Source organism: Methylophilus sp. DW102 (genome assembly GCF_037076555.1).
GTDB classification, from domain to species: domain Bacteria; phylum Pseudomonadota; class Gammaproteobacteria; order Burkholderiales; family Methylophilaceae; genus Methylophilus; species Methylophilus glucosoxydans.
On record NZ_AP029023.1, the window covers coordinates 2,628,731 to 2,645,515 of the forward strand.

Here is a 16,785-nt window from a genome sequence, read left to right on the forward strand (position 1 = left end):
TTAATTCGATCTGCGCACTTTGGCGCCCAGTTGATTCAATTTTTCTTCGAGTTTTTCGTAGCCGCGGTCCAGATGGTAAATACGATCTATCACGGTTTCCCCCTCAGCGACCAGGCCAGCCAGAACCAAGCCGGCAGATGCACGCAAATCGGTGGCCATCACATTTGCGCCTTCCAGTACGGAGACACCTTTCACCAAGGCAGTATTGCCCTGCACATCAATATTGGCACCCATGCGCTGCAACTCTTGCACATGCATAAAGCGGTTTTCAAAAATGGTTTCAATCACCGTAGATACGCCCTCTGCCACCGTATTCATGGCCATGAACTGCGCCTGCATATCGGTAGGAAAGGCAGGATGCGGCGCCGTACGCACATTGACGGCTTTGAGTTTGCCATCACTTTTGACCGTAATACTGTTCGCATCATGACTGATTTGGGCGCCAGCTTCACGCAGTTTTTCGATCACCGCCTCCAGCAAATCAGGACGTGCGTTTTTCAAGGTCACTTCACCACCGGTCATGGCAGCGGCTACCATATAGGTGCCGGCTTCAATACGATCACACACAATATGATGCTGTGCGCCAAGCAAACGCTCCACCCCTTCGATGGTAATCGTGTCTGTGCCAGCGCCTTTAATGTTGGCACCCATTTTATTCAGGCACTCGGCCAGATCAACCACCTCAGGTTCTTTGGCGGCGTTTTCCAGCACTGTCGTGCCCTGCGCCAGCGCAGCGGCCATCATGAGGTTTTCTGTGCCGGTGACAGTCACCAGATCCATATAATACTTAGCGCCTTGCAGGCGGCGGTTAGGCAAGTGCAAGGTGCTGGCCTGGATGTAGCCATGCGTGATGTGCATGGCAGCCCCCATGGCTTGCAGCCCTTTGATATGCAAATCGACCGGACGCGAACCAATGGCGCATCCGCCGGGCAAAGACACGCGGGCAGTGCCAAAACGGGCCAGTAATGGCCCCAGTACCAGAATCGAGGCACGCATGGTTTTTACCATGTCATAGGTGGCTTCAAACGAGGCGACATCGCTGGCATCCAGTATGACCTGATCCGCCTGTTTGCTGACCTTGACGCCCATGGTGTCCAGCAGCTTCAGCGTAGACGCCACATCACGTAATTCAGGCACCCCCGTGAGCGTAAAAGGCGTTTCCGCCAGCAAGCCAGCGCACAAAATTGGCAACGCGGCATTCTTGGCGCCAGACACGACGACTTCGCCGTGCAAAGGCACGCCACCTTCAATAATCAGTTTATCCAAAATTACGCTTTCGCCAACAGTTCTTGCAATTCACCACTCTGGTACATGCTGCGCATAATGTCGGCACCACCGATAAACTCCCCGCCTACATACAGTTGCGGAATAGTCGGCCAGTTAGCAAATTGTTTGATGCCTTCACGCACCTCCATGTCTTGCAACACGTCTACCGCAACAAACTCGGCACCACAGGCGTTGAGGATTTGCGCAGCCACGCTTGAAAAACCGCATTGCGGAAACTTGGGGCTACCTTTCATATACAGCACCACCTTGTTGCTGGTCACTGTCTCTTTGATTTTTGCTTGTACATCCATGATTAATCACTCCATCGTGTTAAGAACGCTTCAGGTCTGCAGTTGCTGCCATTGCGTCGGGGTATAGGTTTGCATAGACAGCGCATGGATTTCAGCGCGCATCCGGTCTCCCAGTGCGGCATAGACAAGCTGGTGCTGCTGCACCATGCGTTTACCTTCAAATGCCGGACTGACTATCACCGCATCAAAATGCGTGCCGTCATCGCCATTGACTTTCAGGTAATCGCACTCCAACCCGTTGCGGATATAAGCCTCTAATTGCGCTGCTGTTAACACAAAACCTCTCTTGTTCTACAAAATACAGTTGAATCTAGCCAGGGGTCTGGCCAGCTAACTGCGTAATTTATAACCGGATTTTAACATCTTTAGGCATAGCCACGCCAATCCGAGCAAGAAGCTAGCCACCACTGCCAGACTCAGCCATGGCGACACGTCTCCCTGCCCGAAGAAGCCATAACGAAAACCGTCTATCATGTAAAAAAATGGATTCAATTGCGAGACCGCCTGCCAGAAAGGGGGGAGCGAGTGAATCGAATAGAAAACACCGGATAAAAACGTCAGCGGCATGATGACAAAGTTTTGAAAAGCGGCCATCTGGTCGAACTTGTCCGCCCAGATACCGGCAATCACACCAAACGTGCCCAGCAATGCGCTACCACAAAGGGCGAACGTGATAATCCACCCGGGATGCACTGTTGGTACCGACACAAAACACAAGGCAACCAGATAAATACTCAACCCAACCACTAAACCACGGATCATGGATGCCGCCAGAAAAGCGATAAAAAACTCCATGGTCGTCAGCGGCGTAAGCAGCAGAAAGACAATGTTACCCATCACTTTAGACTGGATCAGGCTCGATGAGCTATTGGCAAAGGCATTCTGCAACAAGGACATCATCATCAGACCGGGCACCAGAAACGCGGTATAACTGACCTGATCGTAGACTTTGACGTGGGACTCCAGCACATGCGAAAAAATCAGCAGGTATAACAATGCCGTCAGAATGGGCGAAGCAATGGTTTGAAATGCCACGCGCCAAAAACGCAACAGCTCTTTTTTAAACAGCGTATAAACACCGCGCCGCTGCGGGCTGATTTTGTCATCCAGCCAAAAAAATGGATTCAGCCACTTCATGCCAGCACTCCTTGCTGATTCCCCACCAGGTTAAGAAAGACATCTTCCAGATCCGCCTCCTGCAGTTGCATGTCCAGCACATTCACGCCCGCCTGACGCAACGCAGTCAGCACCGTTTCCACCTGCGTTAACTCCGTGATCGCCAGGACGACCTCCTCCCCGTTTTGCTGCTTGAGTAGCGGCTGTAACACGGCAGGCAAGGCCGCCGACAAGCGTAACGACAACTGCTTTGCGGCATGGCTCTTGAGCAAAGCGCGCGTGCTGTCTAGCGCCACAACGCGGCCTTGCTTCATCATTGCCACGCGCTGACACAAAGCCTCAGCCTCTTCGAGATAATGCGTGGTCAAAATAATCGTATGCCCTTGCTGATTCAGTGTTTGAATAAAGGCCCACAGCATTTGCCGCAATTCGACATCCACCCCCGCGGTTGGCTCATCGAGCACGATGACGGGGGGCTTGTGCGCCAACGCCTGCGCAATCAGGGCCCGACGCTTCATGCCGCCTGACAGTTTTCGCATATTGGTATAGGCTTTGTCAGTGAGCCCCAGCCCTTCGATAATCTCATCGACCCAGACATCATTCTCGGGGCCATGCCCGAAATAACCAGCCTGGAAACGCAGCATTTCACGCACATTGAAAAACGGATCAAATACCAGCTCTTGCGGCACCACGCCCAATGCCTGACGCGCACGCTGATAATCAGACTGCACATCGTGCCCCATGATGCGGATGCTGCCGCTCGTGGGTTGCAACAAGCCCGCCATCAAATTGATCAGCGTGGATTTACCTGCCCCGTTAGGGCCAAGTAAGGCAAAAAACTCGCCTTGCTCAATCTGCAAATCCACGCCCCTCAGGGCTTCAAACTGACCAAACCGTTTGGTAATTCCTGTGATTTCTATGGCAGCGGCCACGTCTATCCTTTCGCTATCCCAAAAAAAACGAAACCCCACCTCGTCCGAGCTGGGGCTGTTCGATTTTGTGAGTGGTTAATTCAACAAGAATCCATCGACACCGTATAGCTGCATTAAACTTCGCAGATTGTCTGGCACCCCGACGACTGACATGTTACCTGGGTGCGTGTAGTCATGATTAAGTCTGCGCTGTATCTCAAGAATCATACTGATCGCCACCGTATCCACCTCTTTCACCCCTGAAAAGTCCAGGGTCAGTGGCGAGGCCAGCTGCAATTTTTGCAAGTCAGCTAAAGTTTCGCTGACATTGGCAATCAGCAAATCACCTTTAAAGTGCAAACTATTTTGTTGTTGCGTCAGTTGAGCCACCCGTTTCTCCCGATTTTTTCAGACCACACAGTTATTTACCTGTGGCTGCCTTGTTCTTGTCCGCCAGTTTTTTCGTCAGGCTATCCAGCCCATTTTGGCGAATTTCTTGAGCAAACTGGCTACGGTAGTTAGTGACCAGACTCACACCTTCAATGACAATATCAAACACTTTCCAGTCGTCGCCTTTTTTACCCAACGTGTAATCAACGGCAATCGGATCGCCACCAGGCTGCTGTATCGCCGTTTTGACCGTTGCTGTATCCGCCCCGGACTCCATGCGGAAAGGCTTGTATTCAATTACCTGATTTTTATATTTAGACAATGCAGTAGCATAAGTGCGTAACAGCAGCGTCTTGAACTCAGCCTGGAAAGCTGTTTTCTGATCTGGGCTCGCATTGGTCCAGTTTTTACCTAACACCAGACGTGACACTTTCTCAAAATCAAAGTTTGGCAGTATCTTTTCTTCTGCCAGACTGAAAATCTTTTGCTGGTTGCCCGCTTGAATATCCTTATCGCTTTTGATGACTTCAATCACATCGTCGGCGGTCTTTTTCACCAGTTGATCGGGTGCCATTGCTGCCATTGCTACACCACTGACCAACCATATGGCTGCTGCCATCCACCACTTTTTCATCGCTATCCCTTTATATCGTTTGAGTTATTTGCCCACTTTATCAAGCGGGCTGGCATCTAACGCATCAACTGTACTTTCGGTTGATGCAGCTGCCGTTTTATTTCCATTGTCGTTACTTTCTGTCGCCTTGCTATACAAGAACTGACTAATCAGTTTTTCCAGCACAACCGCATCCTGGGTCTGTGTGATCTTGTCCCCATTTTTGAGGTTGATCTCGTCACCACCGGCTTCGAGCCCAACGTATTGCTCACCCAGCAAGCCTGCAGTGTAAATGTTGGCGAACGTATCTTTGGGGAATGCATAACGGGAATCAATATTGAGACTCACGACGGCCTCATAAGTTTTAGGATCAAACACAATATCATTGACGCGACCGACAACCACCCCTGCGCTTTTCACAGGGGCGCGAGGTTTGAGGCCGCCAATATTCTCAAAGTTCGCCGTCACGGTATAGGTCTGGCCGATATTGCTGGTGGTGAGATTGCCCACTTTCATGGCCAAGCCCAATAAAGCGGCCAATCCTAATGCCACAAAGATCCCTACCCATAAATCAATTGTTGTTCTTTCCATTGCTGCTCCCGCAAATATCTCGTACGTTGTCCTGCTAAACCGCGATCATGAACGAGGTTAATATAAAATCCAGCCCCAATACCGCCAGTGACGAACTCACCACTGTGCGTGTTGTGGCCCGGCTGACCCCCTCAGCGGTCGGCGGTGCATCATAGCCCTCAAACAAGGCAATCATGGTACAAGCCACGCCAAACACCAGGCTCTTCAACACGCCATTCAGGATGTCATACTGCCAGTCCACATTGGCTTGCATCTGTGACCAGAATGCGCCAGCGTCAACGCCAATCAAAGGCACTGCCACCAAATAGCCGCCCAAAATACCCACCATCGAGAACAAGGCCGCCAATATCGGCATGGCAATCACCCCCGCCCAGAAACGCGGGGCAATGACGCGTGCGATGGGACTGACCGCCATCATTTCCATGGCAGAAAGCTGCTCTGTCGCCTTCATCAACCCGATTTCAGCAGTAATGGCGGTACCGGCACGTCCGGCAAATAACAAGGCCGTAACCACCGGCCCCAACTCGCGCACCAGGGCCAACGAAACCAATACGCCAATCGCTTCCGACGAGCCGTATTTTTGCAACGTGTTATAGCCCTGTAAGGCCAGCACCATGCCGACGAAAAACGCGGAGACCAGAATAATGATCAGCGAGAGGACGCCAGTAAAATAAACTTCGCGGATCGTGAGCCGAAAGCGGCGAAAACTCTCGCCGGAGGAAATCAGCGTTAACCACAACAAGCGACCACCCGCTCCCAGACGCCAGATTTTATTGATAAAGCCCGCCCCCAGCTTGGTCAGCAGCCGCTTGATTTTATGCACAATCATTAACGCGCCCCTCTTAACAAACTGGCATGATATTCAGGCGCCGCATAATGGAAAGGAACCGGACCGTCTTTTTCACCATGCACAAATTGATGGATAAACGGCAACTCGGACTGACGCAGCTCATCGGGCGTGCCCTCGGCAGCGACAATGCCGTCGGCGACGAAATAGACGTAGTCAGCAAACTGGAACGTCTCTTCAACATCATGCGTGACGATGATAGAAGTTGCCCCCAGCACGTCATTCAGACTGCGAATGAGGTCGCAAATAACGGCCATGGAAATCGGATCCAGTCCGGCAAATGGCTCGTCATACATGATAATGCTGGGATCCAGGGCAATTGCGCGCGCCAGTGCAACACGTCTGGCCATACCGCCTGACAGCTCTGTAGGCATCAGGGCATGCGCACCCCGCAAACCAACGGCATTCAACTTCATCAGCACCAGGTCACGAATCATGCTTTCGGGCAAGCTGGTATGCTCGCGCATCGGAAACGCAACATTTTCATACACGGATAAATCGGTGAACAAGGCACCATGTTGAAACAACATGCCCATTTTTCGGCGCAGTCGGTAAATGCCTTCACGATCTTGCTCATGAACGACCTCACCAACCACTTTGACTTGCCCCTTGGTCGGCTTTAACTGCCCACCGATCAAACGCAACAATGTGGTTTTACCGCTGCCACTGCCGCCCATGATGGCAACCACCTTACCTTTGGGAAACGTCATGTTGATGCCTTTATGCAACAATCGGCCTTTGTAGCCGAAAGACAGGTCTTGAATTTCTACAATTGCGTTCGCCATAGGAAGTGGGAGTTGTAAATCGGCTCTTATTCTAAAACAGATTCAAATTGAAAAGATGTATGTAAACCTCATAATACAAAAAGCCTGAAAAACCAGGCTTTTTGTATCAGCAATCTGTTGTATTCTACACTAAAAACTCATGCACACTAAGTAGGCCGTGCCGGGTAGCGGTGTGGCAACGCCGGCACTAGGTGTGCCATTTAGGACAACACGCATGGCGCCAGTATTGCCTACACCGTCATCCAGCATGGTATCCAATTGCGCCGCATAACGTCCTAAAATCGCATCGGAACACATGGCGTGCGCACTGCTAAACGCGCCTGCGGTGACCGCTGTCAAAGCTGTCACGTTGCTGACACCCAACTGCCCGCCTTCGCTATTACGTGGCACATACTGCGTACTGGTGGGGTCGGTTGATCCGGTAGCCAAGCCCGCCAATCGCAGGTGTTGCCAGATTAAAAATGATTCATCCGTATCCGTGTTTGAATTCCAAGCACCCTGAATCAAGCCATTTTGTGTTTGCCCGTTCGTAGTCGCATTGGTGCCGTTGACATGGATATCCGCCGCATGATCATCCCCGGGCAAGACGCGAAAACGGTCTTGATAGCCATAAAAATAAGTGGGGATATTTCTAAAGTCACTGGCGAGACTTTTCACCTTGGCGTTGGCAATCAATTCTTGCCCGCGCATCACCCCGGCCAATAGCAACCCGGCGATCACCAGCACAATCGCCAATTCAATCAAAGTAAACCCTTGTTGTGTTTTCATGTTAAATCCTCCTGATAGCTTAAACCTGTTGTTAAAAGCATGACCCAAGACGCATCTGCACCGATGCTATGAATAGACCGGCACAGCAACAACTTTAACATTAATTAAATATATTTAACAAATAAAACACCAGGAATCTAGCAAAAAGACCAAAGAAAACGGGCAGATGTGTAAACATCTGCCCGTTGAAATGGCTACTTAAAATTAAAGCGTACCGTAAGAATGCAGCCCGCTTAAAAACATATTCACGCCCAAAAATGCAAACGTTGTCACCAGTAGCCCCACCAGCGCCCACCAAGCCAACATGCTGCCGCGCAAGCCCTTCATGAGACGCAAATGCAGCCAGGCCGCATAATTTAGCCAGACAATCAGTGCCCAGGTTTCTTTAGGGTCCCATGACCAGTAGCCTCCCCAAGCCTCTGCGGCCCACATTGCCCCTAAAATCGTTGCAATCGTGAAAAATGCAAAACCGACCGCAATCGCTTTATACATCAGATCATCCAGCACATGCGGCGCGGGCAAGCGACTCGCCAGAATGCCCCGCTTTGCCAGCAGGTAAGCCCCGGCAACCATCGCCGCCAGCGAGAAGGCGCCATAGCCAATAAAATTGGCGGGCACATGAATTTTCATCCAGTAACTTTGCAAGGCAGGCACCAATGGCTGAATCTCGTTGGCATGACGATCGAAGGTATACCAGAGAATAAAGCCCACCGCGGCATTGATCACCACCAGCACAAAACCACCCAATTGGCGCGTTTTAAACAATTGCTCATAGTGCAAATACAACAAAGCCGTGATCAGGCAAAACAGGATAAACACTTCGTATAAATTGCTGATCGGAATATGGCCGATATCGGGTGCAATCAGGTAGGACTCATACCAGCGCACCATCAGGCCGACAAACCCAAACAAGGTCGCCGTCCATGTCAGGGCCGAGGCCACTTTGGCGGTGAACTCTGATTTTTGGAACATGGCCAGCCAATAGGTCAGCATAGCCAATACAAACAGCACATTCATCCACATGATGGCAGACTGGCTGGCCAACAGAAACTTGAGCAAGAAGCGTTGACCACCCTGACTCAAGTCGCCCTGATAAACGTAGACGCCAATCAGGCTCAGCACAGCCACACCCAAGACCAGGCGGGCAATGGCTGACCAGCGCCAGCCCAAATAACTAAATACCGCGACTGCCCCAAACAGAAAGCTGACCTCGTAAATATCCATGAAGCCTGCATAGCGCTGATACGAAAACACCGCACCCGCCAGCAACAGAATGGCATAGACCCAATCAAACTTGCTTAACGACTGCCAGAAGGATACTGGCTTGGATAACGTTGACGTATTCATCTTATTCCCCGATTCAATAACGCATTATGCTGAAGGTGCTTGCAACAGCGTTGAAAGTTGCTGGCGCGCACGCGCAAAATCCTGATCCAAGTCCATATTTTTACGGTTAGACGACATGGCCACCAGGACTTCGTGCTGTGCAGGTTTGATCAATAACCACAAGCGACGTTCCTTAATATAGAACATGGCAAAAATACCCAGTACCAACATCACCGAACCCAGATATACCCAATTCTGCCCAGGCGAGCGCGTCAGTTGGAAACCACTGGCTTGTTTCAGCGTGTAATTCTTGAGCTGAAAATAATACGGTGTGCCATAAAAGAATAAGTCATTCATGGCATTCAGGCTATCCTGTATAAAGATGGCGCTGGTCTGATCCTCTGCGATAGGCTGCAAGTGACGTTGTGCACGGCTCATTTGATATGCCTGCATCGCTGCACGGTTCAACAATTTGAGATAAGTTTGTGCCGCTTGCTCGCGCTGGTCTTTGGGCACAGCGCTTTCAATAATGCGCGACAACTCACTGTAGCCGCCACGCTTGAAGGTCATTAGCAATTGCTGCAAGCTTTGCTCAAACTGCGCTCGTAATGTGGGGTTATTACCTGGCATTTGCGCGGCCACCTGCTGCGCGATCGCCTGAATCGACTTGTCATCGCGCAAGGTTTGGCGCAATCGCATAAAACCGGTGATTTCCATGTCGTCATCTGCGGGAATGCGCAAGTACTTGAAGTCCTCCTGCACGGTCTCACGCATGCCAGAGACGAAATAAGCGCGGCCATCCAGTATCAGAGGCTGCATGTAATTGACATACTCACGTGCCTGGCCACTGGCATTGCGCAATTTGAACGTGGTGTTTGGACCCACATTGTGCGGCTTACCTTTACCATCCGCCGACAGATTCAGGATATTAAACTGGCGAAACTCGTTGAATTCGACTGTCAGCTTTTGCGCGCCGTCACCGAGTGAGCCTTTTTGCAAGATCACGCCATCCACATCAAATCCATCCTGCTGATTAGCGGCCAAATCCCAGAGTTTGAATTTGAGCTGTGAGCCACCATCCTGAAAGTCAGATTGATAAATCGCAATCCCTTTGTAAATAAAAGGATGATTCACTCTGACCGTCGCCTCAATCGGTTGCTTCAGGTCTGAATCAGTGATGAGGATATCGCTTTCAAACGATTTCGGCATCCCGGTCGGGTAATGCTCGATACGGAAGTCCTTGAGCATGACCGTAAAAGGTAATTCTTGGACCAGATAGCCATCACGCACCCGCAAGAAAGACACGTTATCCCGTTCGCCTTCCGGCAAGGTCATATTGGCGCGGAATGAAAGGTTGCCCACCCCCAGCCGACTCTCAGGCGGCACCTGGCGTGAAGGAATATCGCGCGTCTCAACCTTTTTATAACCCAGCAATTCCTGAATCTTGAACGGCAAATTGCCATCGAGCAGGCCACCAAAACAAATCACCACAATCGCGGCATGCGTAAAGATATAGCCCAAGCGCTGATGCGTCCCCAATTTGGCCGCAATCAGCACATCGCCATTTCTTTGTGGCGTCGCCTTGAACGTGTAACGCTCTGCCGTCAACCAGGCGGACAACTGTGACTGTAAGGCGGTTGCTGCCGAAGCCGTCGTCAGGCTGGCCTGATGCTCAAATAAACGTAAGGACTTTTCAGTCGCATGCTCTTTATAGGTTTTCCATTCCTTGAGCATGAGCGGTGTATTCCGCAGCACGCACAAGGTAGTTGAAATCACCAAAAACAGTAAAATCACCAAAAACCACGCCGCATGATAGACATCCAGCAACCCCAGCAATTCGAACAATTCAAACCAGAATTGACCGAACTTGACGATGTAATTGGTATAGGGCTCATTCTGCTTGAGTACGGTACCAATAATCGACGCAACGCCCAACAGCGTTAACAAGCTCACGGCAAAACGCATGGAACTCAGTAACTCATAAACACGCAGGGAAAATGAAGCTGGAGATTTCAAATCGTTCTCGTCAAAAGATGGATAAGTTTGGTTGCTGGTCAGTCACGGTCTTAACGCAAGGCCCGCTGTTGTGGACGACACAAAACTGCAAAGGTTGCATACGGCTACAGTAAAAAAGGTGGCCAAAGCCACCTTTTTCGAGCAGTCAAAAATTAACGCAAGCCTTGGATATAGTCTGCAACAGCCTGCATCTCGGCATCGCTCATTTTACCGGCGATGGTCATCATCATTGGTGCATTGGCGCGCTCACCAGTGCGGAAAGTACGCAGTTGCTGCAAGGTGTAATCTGCATGCTGCCCGGCCAAGCGCGGAAACTGCTTGGGCAATCCGGCACCCGTCGCGCCATGGCAAGCTGCACAGGCAGGCACTTGCGTTGCAGCAATCCCGCCGCGATAGATCTTCTCACCCAGTGAGCCTTTACCATTGCTTTTCGCCTTGTTCAGCTTGATGCTTTGGGAAGAAAAGTATTTTGCCAGGCCTTCCATGTCTTCCTGGCTTAAGGCACCGGCCATGCCGGACATCACTGCGTTGGCACGCGTGCCTTCTTTAAAGTTAGTCAACTGCTTGACCAGATACTCAGGATGCTGACCCGCCAACTTGGGGTTGGTCGTAATCACACTGTTACCATCTGCGCCATGACAAGCCGCACAGACGTTCTGCACGATTTTCTCAGGGCCATTGACCGCCGCCGCCGCCGCAGGGGCCGCTTCCTCAGCAAAAACAGGCTGCAAGCCAGTTGCCAGCAATAAAAACAATCCCGCTTTAAAACTCTTTAACATATCTGAATGCCCCAACGTTTTTATTCTGCAGCATTTTATCAAACAAAGCCTGTTCGTGATAGCATGCAAGCCTGAATAGTCCACAAATCTTGAGTCAGCTCAACGCCATCATGCCTGTTTTCCAAAATGCCAGCTTTCACCTCTCTGCACACCACCTGCGGGACTTGCCCCCAGCCAGTGGCATTGAAGTAGCATTTGCCGGCCGGTCTAACGCCGGAAAATCGAGCGCGCTGAACACTTTGGCCAACCACAACCGGCTCGCGTTTGTGAGCAAGCAACCAGGCCGCACACAGCTGATTAACTTTTTCACCCTGGGCGATGACAAGCACCTGGTTGACCTGCCTGGCTACGGTTACGCCAAGGTGCCTGAAGCCATGCGCATGCATTGGCAAAACGTGCTGTCCCGCTACCTGAGCGAACGCAGCAGCCTGGCCGGCCTGGTACTGGTCATGGATAGCCGTCACCCACTCACACCACTAGACCGGCAAATGCTGGACTGGTTCTGTCCCAGCGGCAAACCGGTGCACGTACTGCTGACTAAAAGCGACAAATTGTCGCGCAGCGAATCTACCATCACCTTAGGTAAAGTCCGCAAAGAGCTCCAAGCCAACTGGGGAAATGCCATCTCCGTGCAACTCTTTTCCAGCCTGAAAAAGCAAGGGGTTGATGAAGCAGAAAAAGTGCTGGGCGAATGGTTCTTCGGTGGTGACACCCAAACGGAAGCGGTGGCGCCAGCCAGCGAATAAAAAAGGCAGACGCACAGTCTGCCTTTTTAGTGGACCTTAAACGCGCCTGAACACCAAATCCCACACCCCGTGTCCCAACTTGAGACCCCGGTTTTCAAACTTGGTGAGCGGACGGTAGGCCGGTTTCTCGGCATAATCTGCCGCAGTATTCTGCAACTGTGGCTCTGCGCGCAATACCTCAAGTACCCACTCGGCATACTCCTGCCAGTCAGTCGCCACATGAATGTAAGCGCCCGCTTTCAATTTTGAGCACAACAGTTTTACAAACTCAGCCTGGATCAATCGACGTTTGTGATGACGTTTTTTGTGCCAGGGATCGGGAAAGAAAATGTGTACGCCATCCAGCGAACCGTCTGCCAACATCTGCTGTAACACCTCAACCGCATCATGCTGAATAATACGGATATTCTGGATATCCCCCTCCTGCATCAACTTGAGCAGACTCCCCACGCCTGGGGTATGCACCTCGACTGCCAGAAAGTCATAGTCAGGCAAGGTTTGTGCAATCTTTGCCGTCGCATCCCCCATGCCAAAGCCGATCTCAAGGATTTTTTTGCTCTCGCTACGCCCGAATGCCTGATTCAGATCGAGCGGCTGCGCTGCATACTCGATCCCGAATTGCGGCCAGGCCGTTTGTAATGCGCGCTCCTGGCCCTTGGTCAAGCGGCCCTGACGCAGCACAAAACTGCGGATACGGCGTTGATAAGGCGCTTCGTCAATCGGGAGGGTTTGGTCTAATTCACTCATGGGGCGCATTATACTTGAGAGGCATGCTTTTGATTTTGTGATTTTTACGGTCTGTGCTTTCAGCTTCATTGCAACCAGTCGCGAGTACAACAATGTGTCAATCAAGGTTGCGTGCACTCAAGCGCAAACATGGCTGATTCAAGCATACACGGCCGCCATCAACCAGCCCAAACTTAAAGCTGATGACGCTTATCCCCTTGCAAAAAGCCCAGCAATGGCAATGAGATCCCTTTACTCAAAGCCAATACCTTGAATAATTCGCCCATCTCCGCCGGTGACAACAGCTTTTGCACCGTAGCCACCTGCGGCAAATAATGGGCACTGTCTTCGGGATTGATCTGCTGTAGCAATTGCAGAATGCCGCAATTGATCAAAAACTGGGCTTGATTGGTGTATCCCGCGCAATCGAGTCCATGTGCCAATGCCGTTTCGGCCATGGCGGTAAAATCGACGTGGGCGGTGATGTCTTGCAAGCCGGGATACCGCAACGGATCATCATGCGCATAGTGCTGATAATGACACATCAGCGTGCCCTGGTTGCGCTGCGGGTGATAGTACTCGCGGGCACTGAAGCCGTAATCAGGCAGCAAGATCAATCCTTGCTGCAACATCGCGGCGAGACTGGCGATCAATCCTTGTGCCGCAGGATTAACTTCGGTGAGATATCCTTCTGGCAACTGAGCGGCGTCGATGTGTGCGACGCCTGCCTCATTTTGCAAAGGGCGCGTTTGCCATACAAACCCATGTTCATAGCCAACCCCGCGCTCTAGCCAGCGGCCGCCATGCCACTCCACCAGCTGTACCGGGATCGCATCCAGCACTTCATTGCCAATCACCACGCCCGTGAATTGTTCAGGCAAACGATCCAGCCATTGCACCCGTGCATAAAGCTCGGCTGGCAAGCCTGCCTGCAAGCTTTCTTGCTGGCGCATCCGTAAGTTGGCACTTACCTCAAGGATAGAGTAGTGTGGGAGTAGCTGGTGCTGGGTATGCAGCGCTTGCAGCAAGCCTTGCGCCAATCTGCCGGTGCCTGCGCCTAGCTCCAAAATAGCCCCCCCGGTTTCTAACAGCACAGGGGCGAGCTGGTTGGCGATGGCCTGCGCAAAGAGAGGCGAAATTTGGGGAGCAGTCACAAAATCGCCGCCTATACCGAACTTATTGCCGCCGCCGCTGTAATATCCGAGGTGTGGCGTATACAAGGCTTGCTGCATGTAATCCGCAAAGGAAATCCAGCCGCCTTGTTGCTCAATATGCGCTTTGATCTGTTGGTGCAGGGCGTCGCTGTGCGCCTGCATCAGCGCATCCGGCACAGGCAAGCGGGAAGAAGTGGGTTGAACAGTCATTCAATCATTATAATGTGAGCCGTTTAGAAAAGAGTACAACGTGAAATTCAGCCCTAACAATAAAGTAGTATTGATTACTGGCGGTGCCAAGCGGGTAGGCGCAGCCATCACCCGCGCCTTGCACCAGCAAGGGGCCAATGTGATGTTGCACTACCACACCAGTCAGCAAGAAGCCGAAACACTGCAAGCAGAGCTCAACCAGACGCGTGCCGACAGTGTAGCGATCATGCAGGCCAACCTACTGCAAACGGCAGATTTACCCAAACTGATCCAAGCCACCTTGCAACAATTCGGCCGACTCGATGCACTGGTCAACAACGCTTCCAGCTATTATGCGACACCCCTCGGTGGCATTAGCGAAGCACAATGGGATGAACTCACCGGCAGCAACCTTAAAGCACCCTTATTTTTAAGCCAGGCCGCCGCCGATGCCCTGTTCGCCAGCCAGGGATGCATCGTCAACATCACGGACATGCACATAGAGCGCCCCAAAAAGCATTACATCATTTACAGTGCCGCAAAAGCCGGCCTGGTCAACCTGACCAAATCGCTGGCGCAGGAGTTGGCGCCTAATGTACGCGTCAATGCGGTTGCACCAGGGCCAGTGTTGTGGCCAGAAGACAATCAGGAGTTTGATGAAACCTACCGGCAACAGGTCGTCAACCAGACCCTGCTTAAGCGCACAGGCGAACCGGATGACATTGCCAAGGCGGTCAAGTTTCTGGTGTATGACGCGCCGTTTATCACCGGCCATGTGCTGGCCGTGGATGGCGGCCGCCATTTAAGTATGTAACTCAGCGATGCGGATTAAAGAGCAGACCATCACTATCCATGCTGCTGCGCCCCCCAAACCCGAATTGGGGGCAGCCTGTAATGGCTGTGGTGTCTGTTGTGCGGCCGAGCCCTGCCCGGTGAGTCTGACCCTGCTCTTGCCGCATCAAACCCCGTGCCGCGCCCTGATCTGGAGTGAAGTTGAAAAACGTTATTTTTGCGGCATGGTCAGTGCGCCGGCGCAATTTTTAAGCTGGCTACCGACCAGGCTCAACCGTGCGGCCAGCCGATTATTCAGACGCTGGATTGCTGCAGATACGCGATGCGATGCAGATGTTACGCTGGAATAAACAAAATCACCTCAAATAATCAAACACTTACCATTTTTACGCCCGGCTTTCCGCTATAATGCGCGCCTATGAAGATCAAACATTACCCTGACGATGTCAGCCAGAATTTTTTAAAGCTGCGCAACCAGTTGATTAGTGCCACCGGTAAAGCCATTGGTGACTACAACATGATTGAGGAAGGCGATACCGTGCTGGTGTGCATGAGTGGCGGCAAAGACAGCCATGCCATGCTCATGATTCTGCTGGCGCTGCAAGAACGCGCGCCGATCAACTTCAAACTGATTGCGATGAATCTGGACCAGAAGCAGCCGGGCTTTCCAGCCGACATTCTGCCGGCCTACTTTGAAAAACTGGGTGTTGAATATCGCATCGTCGAGGCCGACACCTATTCCATCGTCAAGGAAAAAATCCCTGAGGGTAAAACCACTTGCAGCCTCTGTTCACGCCTGCGTCGAGGCATTATCTACACCACGGCACAGCAATTGGGTGCTAACAAGATTGCGCTGGGACACCATCGCGATGACATTGTGCAAACCTTGTTCTTAAACATGTTTTACGGGGCCAAGATGAAGGCGATGCCGCCCAAGCTGGCGACCAACCGTGGCGAATTCATGGTGATCCGCCCGCTGGCCTATTGTGCCGAGAAAGACATTGCCGCTTATGCACGCGGCATGCAGTTTCCGATTATTCCGTGTGATTTGTGCGGCAGCCAGGAAAACTTGCAGCGGCAAAAAGTGAAAGACATGCTTAACAACTGGGAGCGTGAACAACCCGGTCGCATCAATAATATTTTCCGTGCCATTGGTAATGTAGAGCCCTCACACTTGGCAGATTTTGACTTGTATGACTTCAAGCATTTGAGCCAGGCCAAAGAGGAGGATGAAGATCCCATGTTTGACCATGAGAAATTTTCGAGCAACGACATGGCACTGACCATTGCCACGCAAGACGAAAAACATATTGCCTTTGCACGCAAACCGTTTCCAGTTGCGGTGTCCACTGAAGAATAAAACAACTATTTGAGGATGGCAGGTGTATAAAACGGCACTTTCTTGTATGGAAGGTTGTCTAGCCGTTGCAACGCTTGCTATTATCTAGCCAACGCTTAA

20 protein-coding genes are annotated in these 16,785 nt (G+C 51.5%); 4 read left to right on the plus strand and 16 right to left on the minus strand.

Annotated features, from left to right (window positions below; all coding sequences use genetic code 11):
* The 14 genes from murA to AACH41_RS12555 all read right to left on the minus strand — a co-directional run bounded on the left by murA (position 1) and on the right by AACH41_RS12555 (position 11,719).
* Positions 1-1,266 carry a UDP-N-acetylglucosamine 1-carboxyvinyltransferase gene (gene murA / locus AACH41_RS12490; protein ID WP_275357654.1) on the minus strand — a complete coding sequence of 422 codons (1,266 nt, stop codon included), beginning with the start codon at positions 1,264-1,266 and terminating at the stop codon, positions 1-3.
* Between the two features lie 2 nt (positions 1,267-1,268).
* On the minus strand, positions 1,269-1,577 hold the full coding sequence (grxD, locus tag AACH41_RS12495; RefSeq protein WP_194748765.1) for a Grx4 family monothiol glutaredoxin: 309 nt from the start codon (positions 1,575-1,577) through the stop codon (positions 1,269-1,271).
* 30 nt (positions 1,578-1,607) lie between these two features.
* On the minus strand, positions 1,608-1,853 hold the full coding sequence (locus tag AACH41_RS12500; RefSeq protein WP_338655442.1) for a BolA family protein: 246 nt from the start codon (positions 1,851-1,853) through the stop codon (positions 1,608-1,610).
* 54 nt (positions 1,854-1,907) lie between these two features.
* Positions 1,908-2,714, minus strand: a complete 807-nt coding sequence (locus AACH41_RS12505; RefSeq protein WP_194748767.1) for an ABC transporter permease — start codon at positions 2,712-2,714, stop codon at positions 1,908-1,910.
* Positions 2,711-3,631, minus strand: coding sequence for an ABC transporter ATP-binding protein (locus AACH41_RS12510; protein ID WP_338657609.1), 921 nt, complete (start codon positions 3,629-3,631; stop codon positions 2,711-2,713). Before AACH41_RS12510 ends, AACH41_RS12505 begins: the two co-directional genes overlap by 4 nt.
* Positions 3,632-3,700: 69 nt before the next feature.
* A complete protein-coding gene (locus AACH41_RS12515) occupies positions 3,701-3,994 on the minus strand; it encodes an STAS domain-containing protein (RefSeq protein ID WP_313985385.1) in 294 nt (97 codons plus the stop codon).
* Between the two features lie 31 nt (positions 3,995-4,025).
* Complete coding sequence (locus tag AACH41_RS12520; RefSeq protein ID WP_275357659.1) at positions 4,026-4,628, minus strand: ABC transporter substrate-binding protein; 603 nt, start codon at positions 4,626-4,628, stop codon at positions 4,026-4,028.
* Between the two features lie 24 nt (positions 4,629-4,652).
* Complete coding sequence (mlaD, locus tag AACH41_RS12525) at positions 4,653-5,198, minus strand: outer membrane lipid asymmetry maintenance protein MlaD (protein WP_338655445.1); 546 nt, start codon at positions 5,196-5,198, stop codon at positions 4,653-4,655.
* A gap of 34 nt (positions 5,199-5,232) precedes the next feature.
* Positions 5,233-6,027, minus strand: coding sequence for a lipid asymmetry maintenance ABC transporter permease subunit MlaE (gene mlaE / locus AACH41_RS12530; protein WP_194748771.1), 795 nt, complete (start codon positions 6,025-6,027; stop codon positions 5,233-5,235).
* Positions 6,027-6,830: an ABC transporter ATP-binding protein gene (locus AACH41_RS12535; protein ID WP_194748772.1), complete on the minus strand. Its 804-nt coding sequence runs from the start codon at positions 6,828-6,830 to the stop codon at positions 6,027-6,029. Before AACH41_RS12535 ends, mlaE begins: the two co-directional genes overlap by 1 nt.
* A 129-nt stretch (positions 6,831-6,959) precedes the next feature.
* Positions 6,960-7,598, minus strand: a complete 639-nt coding sequence (locus tag AACH41_RS12540) for a prepilin-type N-terminal cleavage/methylation domain-containing protein (protein ID WP_338655448.1) — start codon at positions 7,596-7,598, stop codon at positions 6,960-6,962.
* A gap of 204 nt (positions 7,599-7,802) precedes the next feature.
* The gene (gene ccsB / locus AACH41_RS12545) at positions 7,803-8,945 is read right to left on the minus strand and encodes a c-type cytochrome biogenesis protein CcsB (RefSeq protein WP_194748774.1); all 1,143 of its coding nucleotides are present in this window, start codon (positions 8,943-8,945) and stop codon (positions 7,803-7,805) included.
* Between the two features lie 24 nt (positions 8,946-8,969).
* Entirely contained in the window at positions 8,970-10,889 is a 1,920-nt protein-coding gene (locus AACH41_RS12550) for a cytochrome c biogenesis protein ResB (RefSeq protein WP_338655450.1), read from the minus strand.
* Positions 10,890-11,092: 203 nt separating this feature from the next.
* Positions 11,093-11,719, minus strand: coding sequence for a c-type cytochrome (locus AACH41_RS12555; protein WP_338655451.1), 627 nt, complete (start codon positions 11,717-11,719; stop codon positions 11,093-11,095).
* Between the two features lie 110 nt (positions 11,720-11,829).
* Between AACH41_RS12555 and yihA the strand changes: the two genes are divergently transcribed.
* Positions 11,830-12,465, plus strand: a complete 636-nt coding sequence (yihA, locus tag AACH41_RS12560; protein WP_194748777.1) for a ribosome biogenesis GTP-binding protein YihA/YsxC — start codon at positions 11,830-11,832, stop codon at positions 12,463-12,465.
* Positions 12,466-12,501: 36 nt separating this feature from the next.
* Here yihA and trmB read toward each other — a convergent pair whose 3' ends face one another.
* Positions 12,502-13,212, minus strand: a complete 711-nt coding sequence (gene trmB / locus AACH41_RS12565; RefSeq protein WP_313985367.1) for a tRNA (guanosine(46)-N7)-methyltransferase TrmB — start codon at positions 13,210-13,212, stop codon at positions 12,502-12,504.
* A gap of 173 nt (positions 13,213-13,385) precedes the next feature.
* Positions 13,386-14,555 carry an SAM-dependent methyltransferase gene (locus AACH41_RS12570; RefSeq protein ID WP_338655452.1) on the minus strand — a complete coding sequence of 390 codons (1,170 nt, stop codon included), beginning with the start codon at positions 14,553-14,555 and terminating at the stop codon, positions 13,386-13,388.
* A gap of 40 nt (positions 14,556-14,595) precedes the next feature.
* Between AACH41_RS12570 and AACH41_RS12575 the strand changes: the two genes are divergently transcribed.
* The 3 genes from AACH41_RS12575 (at position 14,596) to ttcA (ending at position 16,686) form a co-directional block, all read left to right on the plus strand.
* A complete protein-coding gene (locus AACH41_RS12575) occupies positions 14,596-15,348 on the plus strand; it encodes a pteridine reductase (RefSeq protein ID WP_338655453.1) in 753 nt (250 codons plus the stop codon).
* 7 nt (positions 15,349-15,355) lie between these two features.
* Positions 15,356-15,676, plus strand: coding sequence for a hypothetical protein (locus AACH41_RS12580; RefSeq protein ID WP_338655454.1), 321 nt, complete (start codon positions 15,356-15,358; stop codon positions 15,674-15,676).
* Between the two features lie 68 nt (positions 15,677-15,744).
* Positions 15,745-16,686: a tRNA 2-thiocytidine(32) synthetase TtcA gene (gene ttcA, locus AACH41_RS12585; protein WP_275357675.1), complete on the plus strand. Its 942-nt coding sequence runs from the start codon at positions 15,745-15,747 to the stop codon at positions 16,684-16,686.
* The last annotated feature ends 99 nt before the right edge of the window (positions 16,687-16,785 follow it).